The following is a 15438-nucleotide window of genomic DNA, read 5'->3' as shown; positions in this document are numbered from 1 at the left end:
AAAACATTTTTAATTAACCTCTAAATATAAAAACCATGTCAAATTTATTATATACAATCGCAGTTATACTGGTTATTCTTTGGGCTCTTGGTTTCTTTGTTTACAGCTTCGGAAGCATCATTCACATCTTGTTAGTGATTGCCATTATTGCTGTATTGCTTAGACTTATCAAAGGCAGGGAAATTTAAAAATAACATATTAAACAATTATATATTAATCATTAAAATCAAATATTATGAAAGCAAGTAACACCATTTTAGGAATTGTTGGAGCTGCAGCAGCAGGAGCATTATTAGGAGTATTGTTTGCACCAGATAAAGGGTCAGAAACAAGAAAAAAAATCAAAGATAAATCGAAAGATTACGGAGATAATTTAAAATCAAAGTTTGACGGAATTGTAGATACAATCAAATCAAACGGAAAAGAAATTGTAGATGAAGGAAAATCTAAATTTAACCAAGTTAAAGAAGATTTCAATTCAATTAAAGACGAGGCAAAAACTGTAAAATCAAACTATTAATCAAAAGTTAGATTTTTAAACCCTAAATACCTTATATCATGGAACCAAATGCAACAACAAATGAGAACTTAAATCTTTATGAAAAAGCGGAAAACTATGCTAAAACGAGTTTGGAATTACTTAAACTCAAAACAGTATGTTCAGTCGCCGATGTGGTATCAACCTTAACATCAAAGATAGCAGTCGGCGTTGTTGTTGCATTTTTTACCCTGTTTCTTAATATCGGGATTAGTTTATGGGTAGGAAAAGAACTTGGAGAGTATTACTATGGCTTTTTTATCATGGCGCTTTTTTATTTGATTGTCGCTATTGTGATACACAAAACCCATCACAAATTGATCAAAACACCAATTGGAAACACTATTATTTCAAGTATCTTAAAGGAGAAACAAAACTGATTTAAAACTATTAATAATTAAAAGAGACTGCTATGGAGCCTATTTACACTATTGATCAATTAAATCAGAGAATAAAGTTGTTAGAAGATCGTCAAGACGCTGAATGGTGTTCCATCAAAGATGAAATTGACGAGATAAAAGAGAATTTAAAGCCTCTTAACTTGATTCGCAACACGGTTGAGGAAATCAACGAAACGGTTGGTTTTAAAAGCCACATTGCTCAATCAGCCATCAGTATCGGAATTGGATATTTGGCCAAACGATTTATCGTCGGAAAAAGCGATTCGTTTTTTAAAGGGATTTTGGGCTCAATCGTTCAGCTGGTGATAACCAATCTGGTTTCGAAACCACAACACGAATCAACAGGTGAAACTTCAGAAGAAGCATCATCACAATACGAACCATCATAAGAGTAATTGTCAAAACTTAATTTTTTATATTATGGAAAAGTTTAGCGATATAATAATAAAAAACGGTGTGTACATGTACTCTAACCTATATAAATGTTTTGAATACACAAGAGTATTTCTCGGTATCTAACTTTGTTTATACGTTTTTTCTAATCGAATATTTTTCTTTTAAATCAAACGATTAAACGGTTAATACACACTATATTTTAAGATGCTAAGATTCTAAGCTACTAAGATGCTAAGTCCTTAGAAGTTGGAATACTAAGCATAGAAAAAGGCCGAACATAAAGTTCGGCCTTTTTTTGTTCTTAATTTCTAAATTTCAGAAATACAATCCACAGCAAAACTTAGAAGCTCAGCAACTCAGAATCTTAGCAACTCAGAATCTTAGCAACTTAGAGTCTTAGTAGCTTTAATTATAATTCTGATAAATCGGCAATTTCAAGCCTACGTACAAATTGCATGCTTTAGAAGTGTTTGAAAACAAATTTGAAATCAAAGATCCAGAACCCACAAACAAAGGACCAGCTCTAAAACCAGTTCCTATTTGCGTGCCGCTAAATTCCATATACGTTACTGGAAGATAAAAACTGAATTGTCTGGTTTCAAATCTTGGCGTGAAAGTAACCGAATTTGCAATTGCCGTTCCGTTTACTTTTTTTGCATCAACTAAACTCCAATCAGTGCTTAAATTTAGGTAGAATTTATTGTCTATATTCCAATCAAAATTTGTGTGGACTGCTGTTGGCAAATTAGCTTTTACCCCGGTTTTTGACGAAACTTTTGTGTAATGTGTATCAAAGAATTCAAAAATATTTTCCGCACTATCAATATCATCCTGCGAAACTCTTCCTGCTAAATTATATGTATTTTCAACAAGGTCTTTGTAGTTGATTTTTCCAATATCTGTTACAGATGCTGCCGCTTTGAATTTGTAACGATTCCCAATACAAGTATGACAATTCGTGCGGTATTCATAGGTAAAACCCAGATCTAATCCCACTCCTGCCGATGAACCATCAAACTTCGGATCATTGCCGTTCTCATAATCATAACTTGCGGCAGTTCTTAAAGTTCCAGTTGATAAGTATTGGCTCTGCTCTGGATTGGCATTATTTTTAGTGAAAGCCACACTCAAATCATTTCCGTTGATATAGCCGTTCACACCAGCCATTAAATACTTAACAGTAAGTCCTCCTTTCACAAAATGATCATCCTCGTCTAATAAAACGGTTGCGTAACTTGCTCCAATTTCCGCCCAAGTATTACTCACACCGTTTGGATTTCCGCCCTGAATCAAAAAACTGTTTGACGCATCAAGATCTTTGCTGACCTCATCAATCAATTGGCCGTTTACATCAACAAGGCTTGTCACGCTTCGCACACGCGAATAAAGTGCAATACTATGCACAGGCGTAATATTCAGCGTAAACGACGGCCCCATAATATCGACATTCAAATTGCCACGATTGTTAGATTTTATGTTTTTGCTGGCATCAGCTTGGATATCGTAATTTCCGTCTAAAACTTCAGCGAAATTAAGTCCGTACAAATCATTTTGTCCCGTTGCACTTGCCGAGAAAATCGTAACATCCGACTTGTATTTCGAATCCACAATCACCGACGGATTAAATAAAACACCTTGAATTCCGGCATAATTATCATCTCTAAATCCAAAATACGATTGCGATCGCGCATAAAAAAAGCTTCCAAAGAAGCAAAATAAAAGTAAAGTTCTCTTCATAGATTTTTTTTAAACTGGTTGGTTGGTTTGTTTATACTTTCTTTCAAAAAAGCAGACAAATATTAACAAAAAAAGGACAAAAAAAAACTTCCCAAATCAGATCGATTTGGGAAGTTTTTTTCTCAGATGCTAAGACACTAAGATGCTATCCCGAGGCTTCGGGACTAAGTTTTAGCAATAATGCTATTAATCTTACTTTGCAAAAATACATTATAGTACTAATCTTAATTTAAAGCAACTAGTCCATAAAATCCATTCCAGACTTATTAACAATTTAATCTCATAAATTTAACAACTTATCGAACAAAAAAATCAAAAAATCAAAAAATCTAGGAAGGTTCTTGCATTTTTCCTCAAAGAAACAAAGTGACAAAGTGACAAAGATTCTAAGTTTTTCTTATCGCGAACACAAAGTTTTTAAACATAGTCCCGTGGTTGAAACCACGGGAGATCAATCGTAAATTTATTACGTGCCGATGAATCGTTATTATATCCTGTCCCCGTGGTTGAAACCACGGGCTATATTTTAATTTTTTCGCCATAATTCAAAAAAAAAAGCCGAACGTAAGTTCGGCTTTTAAATATTTATAGATTCCAAAAGAGAAACCTTAGAATCTTAGCATCTCAGAACCTAAGAAGTTTACGTTAGTAAACTTCTGACGCTTCCTTCAATTTCTCCATATTGTTTACCAATTGAAGCTCTGCAACGATTTTCTGAATATCGCCGTTCATAATGTTTCCTAAATCGTAAAGCGTCAAACCAACTCTATGATCCGTTACACGACCTTGAGCATAATTGTAAGTACGGATTTTTGCCGAACGGTCACCAGAACTTACCTGAGAACTACGTTTTTTAGCATCTTCCTCTTGCTTTTTAGCCAATTCCATTTCGTACAAACGAGAACGCAATACCATTAAAGCCTTATCTTTATTTTTGTGCTGTGATTTCTCATCCTGACATTGCGCTACCAATCCAGTTGGAATGTGTGTTAAACGTACAGCCGATTTCGTTGTATTTACCGACTGTCCTCCAGGTCCTGACGAACAGAAGAAATCCACACGAACATCGTTCATATCAACCTGAACATCAAACTCCTCCGCTTCTGGCAAAACCATAACCGTCGCTGCCGATGTATGTACACGTCCTTGTGTTTCAGTCTGCGGAACACGTTGCACACGGTGAACACCCGCTTCAAACTTCAAAGTTCCGTACACATCTTCTCCAGTAACTTCAAAAATAACCTCTTTGAAACCACCCGAAGTACCTTCGTTCATATCCACAACAGAAGTTCTCCATCCCATGCTTTCGCAATATTTAGTGTACATTCTGAACAAGTCACCTGCAAAAATACTCGCTTCATCTCCACCCGTTCCCGCGCGAATCTCCACCATAACATTTTTAGCATCTTCAGGATCTTTAGGAATCAACATAAATTTGATTTCGTCTTCCAATTCCGGCAAACGCTCTTTTGCTTCATCCAGTTGCATTTTAGCCATTTCCACCATATCGGCATCGCTTCCGTCAGCAATAATTTCGTTTGCTTCGTCAATATTTGCTAAAACAAGAATGTATTCTTCTCTCTTTTCAACCAAAGCTTTAATGCTTTTATATTCTTGGTTGAGTAGCTTATAACGCTTTTGATCAGAAATAACATCCGGCTGAATAATCAAATCCGAAATCTCATCAAAACGCTGCTTTACATATTGAAGTCTATCTAACATTTTCTAATTCCTTTTATTTGGACGGCAAAATTACGAAATTTTTGTGGATTATTCTAGTGGTTATTTTTTGGGGAATTTAAGTTGAATATTTAGTGGAATTAGGATCGTTTTTAGGAGCTGTTTCCCGCTATTCGCTATATCTTTTTAGGCAGAAAGTTTACAGTTTAACAAGATCTTTTTCGTTTGCCTAAAAAGGATGCCGCTGCTATCGGGGCTAGGTGTTTTGGTTTCCATAATATTGTTTACGGTTTTCCGTAAAGTATTTGAACTCTAAAAAGTTATTTTTGAAACAATTAATAACTTCAATAATTATTAAAATGGAAACTAAAAAACTACTTATCACATTTTTGTCACTTTTATTAATTACAAAAATTTATTCTCAAAAACCAAATTCTGAAACTAGACAGTTTATCGATAATGCAGAGATAACCCAAATAAATAAAGACTGGAATGTGAAAGCTGAATTTAAATCTGGAATTGGAGAAATAGTTTCTTTCTTTCCTGTTGAAGCAATGGATTTAAAATCTAGCCAAAAAGTCAAATCGTTACAAATGGATATGACTGTTTCTTCTCAATTCCTTGGGAAAAGTAATAATTATTTTAAGTCTTCGTGGATTGATTTAAACGAAGTGGACGAATTCATATTATTTATTGAGACATATGTTATTCCTAATCTTAAAGAAAAGACTGAAAGAAATCAATCTACTACTTATATTTTTAATTCTCGAGAAATAACCTTTAGTTTTTATATTGAAAAAAGTTCAAGAAGAATATCTATTTATTTAAAAGATAATGGTGTTACAGATTATGAACATTATTTCTGGACAGAAACACAGGTAGGGAAAATTCCAGAATTGCTTACTATGTTGAAGGAGATTAAATAATTCTTGTGATTTTTTATAATCAGGTATTTTTACTAGGTGGTAAAATTAGATTAAATACGATGTTTGCTTTTAAACTTAAATTATTAAAACATATCGATTTTATAATTAGAATACATTCCCAATCTACAGTCTAAGATTCTAGTACCAACATTAAACATCCTAAACATCTAAATTTTGTAAATTTATAACTTAAAAATTCATGGACAAAATATTACCATTTGATGACTCTCCAATTTATATAGAATTTGAAAAACTTGTTCAAGCCATTTTTCATAATAATGGATTTAAAACAGAAATTCCATCAAAAAAAAATGCTTACGATTTTTCAGCTAAAATCGACGATAAGTTTGCGTATGTTGAAGTTAAATTTTACAAAAGCAAACTTCCTAAATTAGATCTTTTAAGAAAAGCTTATCTTAGATTACTTTCACAAAAAGATGATGAAAAAATTATCCTTATTTTAGTTGTTTCTAGTTACATAACACCAAGTTTGAAACAAGAGATATACAAAGAAACTGGTGTGACGATCTGGGATGCAAAAACCCTTTTTTCTTTAGCATTTGATTATTCTACGCTTTACTATGATCTTGAAAATATTTTAACAAGAGCATTTAACGAACCTTTAGATGATTTAATGATAGTCGATAATGATTATAAATCAACAATAATTACATCGCTTAATAGTGTATCAACAATAAAGGCAAAAGAACCAGAAAATGAAGGTGAAAAACTTTGTAAAGATTTACATGCTTTAAAACCGGGTAAAGATGATGCAATAAAATTTGAAAATAAATGTATTGATATTCTAAAATATCTATTTAACAACAAAACGGATTTAACTTTATGGGAAACCCAACCTACAACAGATGATGGTTTACATAGATTTGATTTACTATGCAGAATTATTTCTTCTCATCAAAATACATTTTGGACTGAACTTGCTCATGATTTTCACACAAGATATGTACTGTTTGAATTTAAAAATTATACAGAAGAAATTAAGCAAGGTCAAATTTATACAACAGAGAAATATTTATTCTTAACTGCTTTGCGCTCTGTTAGTTTTATTATAGCAAGAAATGGAGCAGATAACAATGCTATAAAAGCCGCAAAAGGAGCATTAAAGGAGGCTGGTAAATTAATTGTTATTTTAACATCAGAGGACATTTGCAATATGTTAAAACTTAAAGATAATGGTGATGAACCAGCTATAATCTTAAGAGCAAAAATTGACGAAATGTTAGTTAAACTTACAAGATCGTAGCCCCCTACTGGCGCGAGCGTCATGATTGTGCATGCAACCCGATCGCACAGATATATCTCTACAGTTCATTACCCGATCGCGCAGATATATCTCCACAGTTCGTTAGCGCAGATTTGCAATCTGTGCCCGCAACAGTAAGACATAATACAAATTATAAAAACAAAAGCTACATGAAATCATGTAGCTTTTGTTTATTATTTAAAAATGTCACAAACAATTTCTTAAAGATTTAGAACAGTAATTCTTCTGATATTTTTTTATAAATTTCTTTTAAACCCCACGCTCCGCGAAGAGTGCTAATGAAACGCTACGCAAATGTCTCTGACTTTGCGTAATTTTTTCTACGTTCTTAAAAACTAAAAAACTGTCAAAAGTCTCCCGACTTTTTCCGAATCGATCTAAAATTATTATATTTATAAGCAATAATGATTTTAAAGTCAGAGACTTTGAGGCGTTTATGTTTTAAACAAATTATAACAAAGTGGTGCAAAGTTAGAGACATTTGCGCAGCGGAGACAATTTAAATTTAACTCTTTAACCGTGAAAGAATTATCAAAAAGAGAAATTGAAAATGCTATGCGAAATAATGTATGGCATTTCGCCAATGAAATTCTTTACAAAATGTGCAGAGAAAATTTTGAACACAAAACTGATGAACACATTTTAGCCAAAGTTTTATTTATTGGTAGAATTTATGCTGCAGCAATTGAAAGGCGCAAAACAAAAAATAATGATATTAATGACAACTTTTACATCGATACTGTTGCTTCAACATTTCTAAAGTCAGATTTAGATAGCCATTTAAACAAGCTTAAAAATTTTGAAGCATTAAATAATGAAAACCTAAAACTTGTCTTAGAAACTCATCATTATTTGACAAAAGTTATACATGCAATTACCGAACAGAACAAACGCTCTCTGGTTTCTAAGTATTTACATTTTCATTTACCAGAATTGTTTTTTATTTATGATACAAGAGCAGTCGAAGCATTAAGATCGTTTAAAACGAAAGTTTCAAAGGATTTAAAGCATCTTACAGAATTAGAAAATGTTGATACTGAATACGCAAAATTTTTCTGCAAGTGTTATGAATTGAAAAAAGAGATTCAGGAAAAATTCAATGTGGAATTTTCAAATAGACATCTTGATAACTTACTAATTGAAAACGCAAATTCTAAAAATTCAATAAAAAAGTTAAGCGGAACTTTTTCGCTTATCAAAAATTAAAAAATTACAAATAAAATTTCTACACGATTAAAACCCGCCCCCGCTCTACGAAGTGTTCCGTCCTAAGCGCTACGCAAACGTCTCTGACTTTGCGTATTTTTTTTACCTTCTTAAAAACTATAAACCTGTCAAAAGTCTCCCGACTTTTCCCAAATCGATCTAAAATTATTATTTTTATAAGCAGAATGATTTTTAAAGTCAGAGACATTTGCACAGCGGGTATATACGAACCTTTACAAGAAAAAATTACCCCATACTAAATCAAATTCAATTACAATTCATGCGAAATTCAACAAAAATTCTACTTGCTATTCTCCTTTTTATTACTGGAATCGGAACAAATATTGCTACCTCAAAAATGAACAATACATTAATTTCATTTATAAGCTTTGTGACTTATGTTTTAAGTTTCAGTTATATCATTTATATAGCAACAAAAAAAAACAAACAATAATCTTAATCCGATAGCGTGGATTTGCACACGAGCGATAGCGAACTGGTTGTTGTAGAATATATGGTCAAAAATGATGAAGGACACGGTTTTAGAAATCAAGACAATAGTATTGATTTTTATGGTGCAATGAAAAAATTTCTAAACAAACATTTGAAACAAAAAAAATAAACAATATCAAACTTTGATTTACTACAAAGCCACAGGAAAATACTTTCTGTGGCTTTTTTCTAAAATAAAAGCTTAGCGGAATATCCTATATTTGTTTTAATCATTTTTTTATTTAGTATATCTTCTTTCTAACTCGAAAACAATATTAGCTCTTATGGAAAATTTCGACTGGACATCCTTTACAAAAAAAATTGCCATTAAAGCGAAGCTTTCAGACATTTATAATGCATGGACAAAAGCATCTGAATTAGAAAAATGGTTTCTAGAAAAAGTTTCCTTTTTTGATGCAAATCAGGAATTAATAAGCAAAGATCAAAACGTTTCTGAAGGTTATGCCTATGAATGGCTTTGGTATTTGTATGATGACAAAATGAAAGGAAAAATCATTTCTGCCAATGGAAAAGACCACTTGCAATTCACTTTTGAAGGCGAGTGTCTGGTCGATGTAATATTGAGCAAAACAAACGACTACACTATAGTTGAATTGCGTCATCATAACATCCCAACCGATGATTATTCAAAACAGTACATCAGATTGGGCTGTTCAAACGGCTGGCATTTTTATCTGACTAATCTTAAATCGGTTTGTGAGGGCGGATTGGATTTAAGAAATAAAGATGGTAATTTGAATCCGATGATTAATAATTAACGAAAATGATATCCCAACTAAACATTGAAGAATTTCGAAAAAGGCTAAAACTAAACACTAAATTAGGTAATCCAAAAATTAGTGGAAGTCCTCTTCATGCATTTAACCTTATTGGCGAAAAAAATAAATTATTTTATGGCTATTCAAATCAAAATGATTTTAAGATTACCAAAAATGCAATACTGCATCCTATTCCATTTATCTTAGAAGGAAAAATTAAATCTAATAATCTAAATCAAACCGAAGTATCCTATAAAATAACCTCAATTAAGTTTGGATATTATTGGATTCGTTACTTTCCTATTATCGCATTTATTTTATTCAACACTATATTCATTATTGAAAAATCCCCTTTGTTAGTCTATTTATCATTCAATACGTTTAATATAATTCTTGGTTCATTTTCCAATATAATGATGTCTTATAAAAAGAGAAAATTTGAAAAGAATTTCAAAACAATATTTGAAATAGATAATTAATTTAGAACAAAACAAATTTTTCAGTTCATTCTGATAATTAATGACCATTATGAGAGCAAAGTAAATGGCTTTGCAACTCTGTCACTTTGCCTCTTTGCCCCTTCAAAGAAAAATCCCTAATTTCGCCTATTAATCAAGAAAGGAAAAAATGAAGGTCTGTATTGCCGAGAAACCAAGTGTAGCACGTGAAATCGCATCTGTATTAGGTGCCAATACCAAGCACGATGGCTATTACGAAGGCAACGGTTATGCGGTGACTTACACTTTCGGGCATTTATGCACCTTAAAAGAACCCAACGATTACAAACCGCATTGGAAAAGCTGGGATTTGAATAACTTGCCAATGCTTCCTGAAAAGTTCGAAACCAAAGTCGTTCAGAATTCGGGAATCCAAAAACAGTTTAAAATCATTAAAAGTCTTTTTGACAAAGCCGAAGTGGTGATAAACTGCGGGGATGCTGGACAAGAAGGAGAATTGATTCAGCGCTGGGTAATGAATGAGGCGCATTACAAAGGCGAAATTCAGCGTTTATGGATTTCATCTTTGACTACAGAAGCGATAAAAGAAGGTTTTGAAAACTTAAAACCCTCTTCTAATTATGATAATTTGTTCTACGCTGGATTTTCAAGAGCGATTGGCGATTGGCTTTTAGGAATGAATGCCACGCGTTTGTATACCGTAAAACATGGTGGCTACAAACAAGTTTTGTCTATCGGGCGTGTACAAACCCCAACGCTGGCAATGGTTGTGGAACGTTTTAGAGAAATTGAAAATTTCAAACCACAGCCGTATTGGGAATTGCAGACTTTGTACAGAGAAACCCTTTTTAGTTATGAAGAAGGCCGTTTCCTAAACAAAGAAGATGGAGAAATCCTAGCCGAAAAAGTAAAAGAAAGTGAGTTCGAAATTGTTTCTGTTGACAAAAAGAACGGAAACGAATATGCTCCGAAACTCTTTGATTTAACGGGTTTACAGGTGTATTGCAACCAAAAGTTTGGATTTTCGGCAGAAGAAACTTTGAAAATAGCACAAACTTTGTACGAGCAAAAAGTTATTACATATCCCAGAGTAGATACGACTTTTTTACCAGGGGATATATATCCGAAAGTGCCGGGAATTCTGCAAAAATTAACCAATTACTCCGAATTGACTCAACCTATTTTGGAGAAAAAAATCAAAAAATCACCAAAGGTTTTCAACGATAAAAAAGTAACCGATCACCACGCCATTATTCCAACGGGAATTCAAAACAATCTTCCATATAACCAACAACAGGTTTATGATATTATTACCAAACGTTTTATTGCTGTTTTTTATGATGATTGTTTGGTTGCCAACACAACCGTAATTGGAAAAGCGGCTGAGGTCATGTTTAAAGCAACCGGAAAAGAAATCTTGAAAAAAGGTTTCAGAGTGGTTTTTGAAGATCCAAATGCGAAAGAAAAAGAACCGGATTTATTGCCGAGTTTTGTTGTGGGCGAAAAAGGGCCACACGAACCTTCATTTCTTCAAAAAGAAACCAAACCGCCAAATCAGTTTACCGAAGCGACTTTACTGCGTGCTATGGAAACCGCTGGAAAACAAGTTGATGACGAAGATTTACGCGAATTGATGAAAGAAAACGGAATTGGGCGTCCATCAACGCGAGCAAATATTATCGAGACGCTTTTCAAACGTCAATATATTGTTCGAAACAAAAAACAGGTTTTACCGACTTTAACCGGAATTCAATTGATTGATACGATTCAGAATGAATTGGTAAAATCAGCTGAACTTACCGGAACTTGGGAAAAACAATTGAAAGATATCGAAAAAGGAACTTTCACCGCTGCGGCGTTTATTAGAAACATGAAACGCATGGTGGAAGCTTTGGTTTATGAAGTGCGAAGTGAAACCAAACATGCCAATATTTCGCATGCTGCAACGATTCAGAAGCCTGTTGTAAAAGCTGAAAAAGAGAAAAAGAAATCATCTGGAATTACGGCCGAAACTTGTCCGAAATGCCAAAAAGGAAATTTGATAAAAGGAAAATCGGCTTTTGGATGCAGTGAATACAAATCGGGTTGCGATTTTGTGTTGCCTTTTGTTTTTCATGACAAAAAAATCACTGAAGCTCAATATTTGAGATTGGTTCAGAAAGGTTCAACCGTCAACATAAAAGGTTTTAAAACCGATTCTGGAACGGTTGAAGGCCTAATTCGCTTTGAAGAAAACTACAAACTGAAATTAGAGCCTAAGAAAACCGAAACGAAATCAGCATCAAAAGAAACATCAGATTCTTTAACGTGTCCGAAATGCAAAAAAGGAACCATCCTAAAAGGCAAAACTGCTTATGGTTGCGCCGAATATAAATCGGGCTGTGATTTTAAAGTTACTTTTGATGATGTTCGAACTAAACTTGGAGATCAAAAACCAACAAAGGAATTGGTTTATTCTATTTTGTGCGAAAGCGTTTAAGTTTTTTTTAGCCACAGATTAAAAAGATTAAAATGATTTTTTATTTTTTCGCCACGAATTGCACTAATTTTTACTAATTTTTTTCTCTTGAAAATTAGCTTTTAAGTGATTTTTTTTAGCTTCTAATTATAAATTAAATCTGCCATATTTGCTAAATCTGCGAGAGAAAAGATCATTTTAATCCTTTTAATCTGTGGCCAAAATTCATATCACAAATTTTCAAAAATAAATTCGTGGAAATTCGTGTGATTAGTGGCAAACATTTTTTTCATACATTAGTACTAGAATTTAACACCAAAACCCATTTAAGATGTTTCAGAAAATTACTCTTTTAGCGCTTGTAATAACAGCTGTTTCTTGCCAGAAAAAAGAAACTGTAGAAAAAGATAAAATCAAAAAAGCCGATTGGTTGATTGGAAACTGGGAAAATAAATCAGAAGAAGGCGTTTTATCTGAAAACTGGCAAAAGTTAAACGACAGCACATTCAGTGCTTCATCTTATTTTATAAAAGGAAAAGATACTTTGCACCTTGAAACTATTATTTTGGCGCAATTAGGTGAAACCTTAACCTATAAAGCAACCGTAAAAGGGCAAAACGAAGACAAACCGGTTTCGTTTCCGTCAACTTCTGAAACAGATCAAAAATTGGTTTTCGAAAACCCAAAACACGATTATCCTCAAAAAATCACGTATACAAAAGGTGCAAATAATACTTTGACTGCTGAGATTTCCGGGAATTTGAATGGAAAACCGAGTTCAGAGAAGTTTGTTATGACTAAGAAATAATTGTTTTTGAATGTGGTTTATTATACTCGGTTTTTCTTTTTTGGGCCTTATTATTCTAGTGAATAGTATCCTATATTTATATTATTCTTTTATTCCAAAATCATTTATACCTGTTGAAAGTAAAATAGTTCGTTTTGAAGAAAGGATAAGATGGCGAGATGCTACAGGAAGTCCGAGCAATCCAGAAGTATCAGCAACGTATTATACGCCAATTATAGAATATACTTTCAATGATGAAAAACATACGTATCAAGGGCAGATTCCGATAAGGTTTGCCACTTATAATTTCAATCGCAAAATAGTATTATACATTAATCCCAAAAAACCATCTGATGTCAGACATAAAATTAAAAATTATTGGGAGTGAAATATGGAATGGCTATGACAAGCACAATGAAATTCGAGCTTTTATAATCAATCTTATTCAAAACGGAATTACTTCTTTTATTTTTAGATATAATCGAATAGAACAATCAATGAACACCACTTTCGATTTTAGGTTTTATTGCATAGAAAATCAGGTTGAAAAAGAGCTATTCTACGTTAATTGCAGATCAACCAGAAAAACTTTGCTTTCTTTTTTGTCAATCCTAAATTATATTAATGAAAACTATGAAATTGATTTAGTAAATGAATTTGCTAACGATGGTTATTTTTATGATAGCAAAAAGGAAGAAATCGTACGATATATTTACCCATGATTAAAAAACCTCAGACGGTTTGAAATCCCTCTCTACAAAATCATACATTCTTCCGGAATTTTAAAGTAAAAAAAAAGAACCAAAGGTTCTAAAAATATTGTAGAGCTGGACTTCAGTCCAGTTTGTGCAAAGATAATCCACAACGCATTCCCCGCAACAAAAAAACTTAGAACCTCAGCATCTTAGTGTCTTAGCATCTAAATCATTCATTCTCCCCAATCTTATTTACCATAAAGATCATCAGAATTCCGAGAAGTGCCATTACAAGAAACGCCCATTTCATGCTTAAATATTCAGAAATAAAACCAACCATTGGCGGCACTAATAAGAATCCTAAATACCCAATTGTAGAGATAGAAGTCAATGCAGAACCACTGCTTAATTTTGAAGATCTTCCGGCAATACTAAATACCAATGGGACAACACAAGAAACTCCAAACCCGATTAAAACATAACCAAAAATAGTCGGATAAGCATACGGCAAAACAAAACAGATTCCGAAACCAACAGTGATCAATATTCCACTATAAAGCAGAATTTTTTTGGTGCCAAATTTCATTACGCCATAATCTCCAAAAATACGTCCGAGCGTTACTGCAGTTGCAAAAAAAACAAACGCGGCACTGGTTAATTTTGGCGAAGCTTTTAGAATGTTTTCAAAATAAATACCACTCCAATCGTACATTGTATTTTCGCAAGCCATTGAAACGAAGCAAATCAAAGCAAATTTGATTAAGTTTTTTTCAGGCATCGAAAAGAATTTCTTTTTTACCGGAACTGGTTCATTATGAATACTCATTGGGTAAAAACAGGCCGTTAAAGCCATCATAAAAACACTAACTCCAAGTAAGTGATGCGAAGGCGCAACATGCTGTGTTACCATAACATAACCTAAACCCGCTCCTGAAAAAACAGCAATGCTCCAAACGGCATGAAAACGCGTAATAATCGATTTTGGATATAATTTCTGCACTTCGAGCGATTGCGCATTAATCGATAAATTAAAAATGTTTCGAGACGCTCCAAATATCAACAACACAATAACCAATTGCCAAACAAAGGCAACCAAACCCGGCAAAGCAAGCACAATATTAAACATGATTGCGCCTAAAAGCATAATATAGCGACTGCTGTATTTATTCAAAAGTTTTCCTGTAAACGGCATTGTAAGCATCAACCCTATTGGGAAAGCAAATAATACTGCTCCAAACTGAGCTTCAGACAAATGCAGTTGGGCTTGTATATGTGGGATTCTAGAAACCCACGACGAATATCCAATTCCAGACAGGAAAAAAAACACAGTATTTGCTATTCGATATCCTTTGGGAGTGTTTTGGTATTTTTTTAAGAAAGGTAAAATCATGAAGTCAATTTTCTGACTGCAAAATTAAGGCTTTTTAAACTTTATCTACTACAACTTTGAATAAGAATTCCCTTTAATAAATTACAAATCCAACATTTAACAATTTCATCGACAAATGATAAAAATAATAATTGTTAAAGTTATTTTAATTTCTACATTTGCACTGTTTTTATTTGTTCTAAATAAAATTAATTACAAACCAATTAAAAT

At 33.0% G+C, this 15438-nt stretch carries 17 protein-coding genes; 14 read left to right on the top strand and 3 right to left on the bottom strand.

What is annotated here, in order from left to right:
• Nucleotides 1-35: 35 nt before the first annotated feature.
• From H600_RS22900 to H600_RS0112320, 4 genes are read left to right on the top strand one after another with little or no spacing between them, the layout of a single operon-like run.
• Nucleotides 36-188, top strand: coding sequence for a lmo0937 family membrane protein (locus H600_RS22900; RefSeq protein ID WP_109192514.1), 153 nt, complete (start codon nucleotides 36-38; stop codon nucleotides 186-188).
• A 47-nt stretch (nucleotides 189-235) separates the two neighbouring features.
• On the top strand, nucleotides 236-520 hold the full coding sequence (locus tag H600_RS0112330) for a YtxH domain-containing protein (RefSeq protein ID WP_026729067.1): 285 nt from the start codon (nucleotides 236-238) through the stop codon (nucleotides 518-520).
• A gap of 38 nt (nucleotides 521-558) precedes the next feature.
• Nucleotides 559-918, top strand: coding sequence for a hypothetical protein (locus H600_RS0112325; protein ID WP_026729066.1), 360 nt, complete (start codon nucleotides 559-561; stop codon nucleotides 916-918).
• A 32-nt stretch (nucleotides 919-950) separates the two neighbouring features.
• Complete coding sequence (locus tag H600_RS0112320) at nucleotides 951-1328, top strand: hypothetical protein (RefSeq protein ID WP_026729065.1); 378 nt, start codon at nucleotides 951-953, stop codon at nucleotides 1326-1328.
• Between the two features lie 412 nt (nucleotides 1329-1740).
• Here the strand turns inward: H600_RS0112320 and H600_RS0112315 are convergent, their stop codons facing one another.
• On the bottom strand, nucleotides 1741-3072 hold the full coding sequence (locus H600_RS0112315; protein ID WP_026729064.1) for a DUF5723 family protein: 1332 nt from the start codon (nucleotides 3070-3072) through the stop codon (nucleotides 1741-1743).
• A gap of 645 nt (nucleotides 3073-3717) precedes the next feature.
• Entirely contained in the window at nucleotides 3718-4794 is a 1077-nt protein-coding gene (prfA, locus tag H600_RS0112310; protein ID WP_026729063.1) for a peptide chain release factor 1, read from the bottom strand.
• Between the two features lie 284 nt (nucleotides 4795-5078).
• On the opposite strand from prfA, the gene H600_RS0112305 reads away from it, so the two are divergent.
• From H600_RS0112305 to H600_RS0112255, 10 genes are all read left to right on the top strand, one after another.
• Complete coding sequence (locus tag H600_RS0112305) at nucleotides 5079-5678, top strand: hypothetical protein (RefSeq protein ID WP_157509918.1); 600 nt, start codon at nucleotides 5079-5081, stop codon at nucleotides 5676-5678.
• 199 nt (nucleotides 5679-5877) lie between these two features.
• The gene (locus H600_RS0112300) at nucleotides 5878-6942 is read left to right on the top strand and encodes a restriction endonuclease (RefSeq protein WP_026729061.1); all 1065 of its coding nucleotides are present in this window, start codon (nucleotides 5878-5880) and stop codon (nucleotides 6940-6942) included.
• 540 nt (nucleotides 6943-7482) lie between these two features.
• Entirely contained in the window at nucleotides 7483-8169 is a 687-nt protein-coding gene (locus H600_RS22050; RefSeq protein WP_051234420.1) for a hypothetical protein, read from the top strand.
• 469 nt (nucleotides 8170-8638) lie between these two features.
• Nucleotides 8639-8791, top strand: a complete 153-nt coding sequence (locus tag H600_RS22895) for a hypothetical protein (RefSeq protein WP_157509917.1) — start codon at nucleotides 8639-8641, stop codon at nucleotides 8789-8791.
• Nucleotides 8792-8945: 154 nt separating this feature from the next.
• Entirely contained in the window at nucleotides 8946-9440 is a 495-nt protein-coding gene (locus H600_RS0112280) for an SRPBCC family protein (protein ID WP_026729060.1), read from the top strand.
• 5 nt (nucleotides 9441-9445) lie between these two features.
• The gene (locus tag H600_RS0112275) at nucleotides 9446-9919 is read left to right on the top strand and encodes a hypothetical protein (RefSeq protein ID WP_026729059.1); all 474 of its coding nucleotides are present in this window, start codon (nucleotides 9446-9448) and stop codon (nucleotides 9917-9919) included.
• 148 nt (nucleotides 9920-10067) lie between these two features.
• Nucleotides 10068-12377, top strand: coding sequence for a type IA DNA topoisomerase (locus tag H600_RS0112270; RefSeq protein ID WP_026729058.1), 2310 nt, complete (start codon nucleotides 10068-10070; stop codon nucleotides 12375-12377).
• A 310-nt stretch (nucleotides 12378-12687) separates the two neighbouring features.
• Entirely contained in the window at nucleotides 12688-13164 is a 477-nt protein-coding gene (locus tag H600_RS0112265; RefSeq protein ID WP_026729057.1) for a DUF6265 family protein, read from the top strand.
• A gap of 58 nt (nucleotides 13165-13222) precedes the next feature.
• Complete coding sequence (locus tag H600_RS0112260; RefSeq protein WP_157509916.1) at nucleotides 13223-13531, top strand: DUF3592 domain-containing protein; 309 nt, start codon at nucleotides 13223-13225, stop codon at nucleotides 13529-13531.
• Nucleotides 13497-13865 (top strand): hypothetical protein, encoded by a 369-nt coding sequence (locus H600_RS0112255; RefSeq protein WP_026729055.1) that lies wholly within the window; start codon nucleotides 13497-13499, stop codon nucleotides 13863-13865. The genes H600_RS0112260 and H600_RS0112255 overlap by 35 nt, the downstream gene beginning before the upstream one ends.
• A gap of 202 nt (nucleotides 13866-14067) precedes the next feature.
• On the opposite strand, the gene H600_RS0112250 is transcribed toward H600_RS0112255, so the two are convergent.
• The gene (locus tag H600_RS0112250) at nucleotides 14068-15228 is read right to left on the bottom strand and encodes an MFS transporter (protein ID WP_026729054.1); all 1161 of its coding nucleotides are present in this window, start codon (nucleotides 15226-15228) and stop codon (nucleotides 14068-14070) included.
• Nucleotides 15229-15438: the final 210 nt, after the last annotated feature.

The sequence above is a fragment of the Flavobacterium denitrificans DSM 15936 genome (genome assembly GCF_000425445.1).
Taxonomy (GTDB): Bacteria; Bacteroidota; Bacteroidia; order Flavobacteriales; family Flavobacteriaceae; genus Flavobacterium; species Flavobacterium denitrificans.
This window is presented reverse-complemented; position numbering and strand designations above follow the sequence as displayed.

Bases quoted from the DNA above. Each gene is read 5' to 3' on its own strand.
- H600_RS22900 (WP_109192514.1), top strand. From the start codon at position 36: ATGTCAAATTTATTATATACAATCGCAGTTATACTGGTTATTCTTTGG.
- H600_RS0112330 (WP_026729067.1), top strand. From the start codon at position 236: ATGAAAGCAAGTAACACCATTTTAGGAATTGTTGGAGCTGCAGCAGCA.
- H600_RS0112325 (WP_026729066.1), top strand. From the start codon at position 559: ATGGAACCAAATGCAACAACAAATGAGAACTTAAATCTTTATGAAAAA.
- H600_RS0112320 (WP_026729065.1), top strand. From the start codon at position 951: ATGGAGCCTATTTACACTATTGATCAATTAAATCAGAGAATAAAGTTG.
- H600_RS0112315 (WP_026729064.1), bottom strand. From the start codon at position 3,072: ATGAAGAGAACTTTACTTTTATTTTGCTTCTTTGGAAGCTTTTTTTAT.
- prfA (WP_026729063.1), bottom strand. From the start codon at position 4,794: ATGTTAGATAGACTTCAATATGTAAAGCAGCGTTTTGATGAGATTTCG.
- H600_RS0112300 (WP_026729061.1), top strand. From the start codon at position 5,878: ATGGACAAAATATTACCATTTGATGACTCTCCAATTTATATAGAATTT.
- H600_RS0112280 (WP_026729060.1), top strand. From the start codon at position 8,946: ATGGAAAATTTCGACTGGACATCCTTTACAAAAAAAATTGCCATTAAA.
- H600_RS0112275 (WP_026729059.1), top strand. From the start codon at position 9,446: ATGATATCCCAACTAAACATTGAAGAATTTCGAAAAAGGCTAAAACTA.
- H600_RS0112270 (WP_026729058.1), top strand. From the start codon at position 10,068: ATGAAGGTCTGTATTGCCGAGAAACCAAGTGTAGCACGTGAAATCGCA.
- H600_RS0112265 (WP_026729057.1), top strand. From the start codon at position 12,688: ATGTTTCAGAAAATTACTCTTTTAGCGCTTGTAATAACAGCTGTTTCT.
- H600_RS0112255 (WP_026729055.1), top strand. From the start codon at position 13,497: ATGTCAGACATAAAATTAAAAATTATTGGGAGTGAAATATGGAATGGC.
- H600_RS0112250 (WP_026729054.1), bottom strand. From the start codon at position 15,228: ATGATTTTACCTTTCTTAAAAAAATACCAAAACACTCCCAAAGGATAT.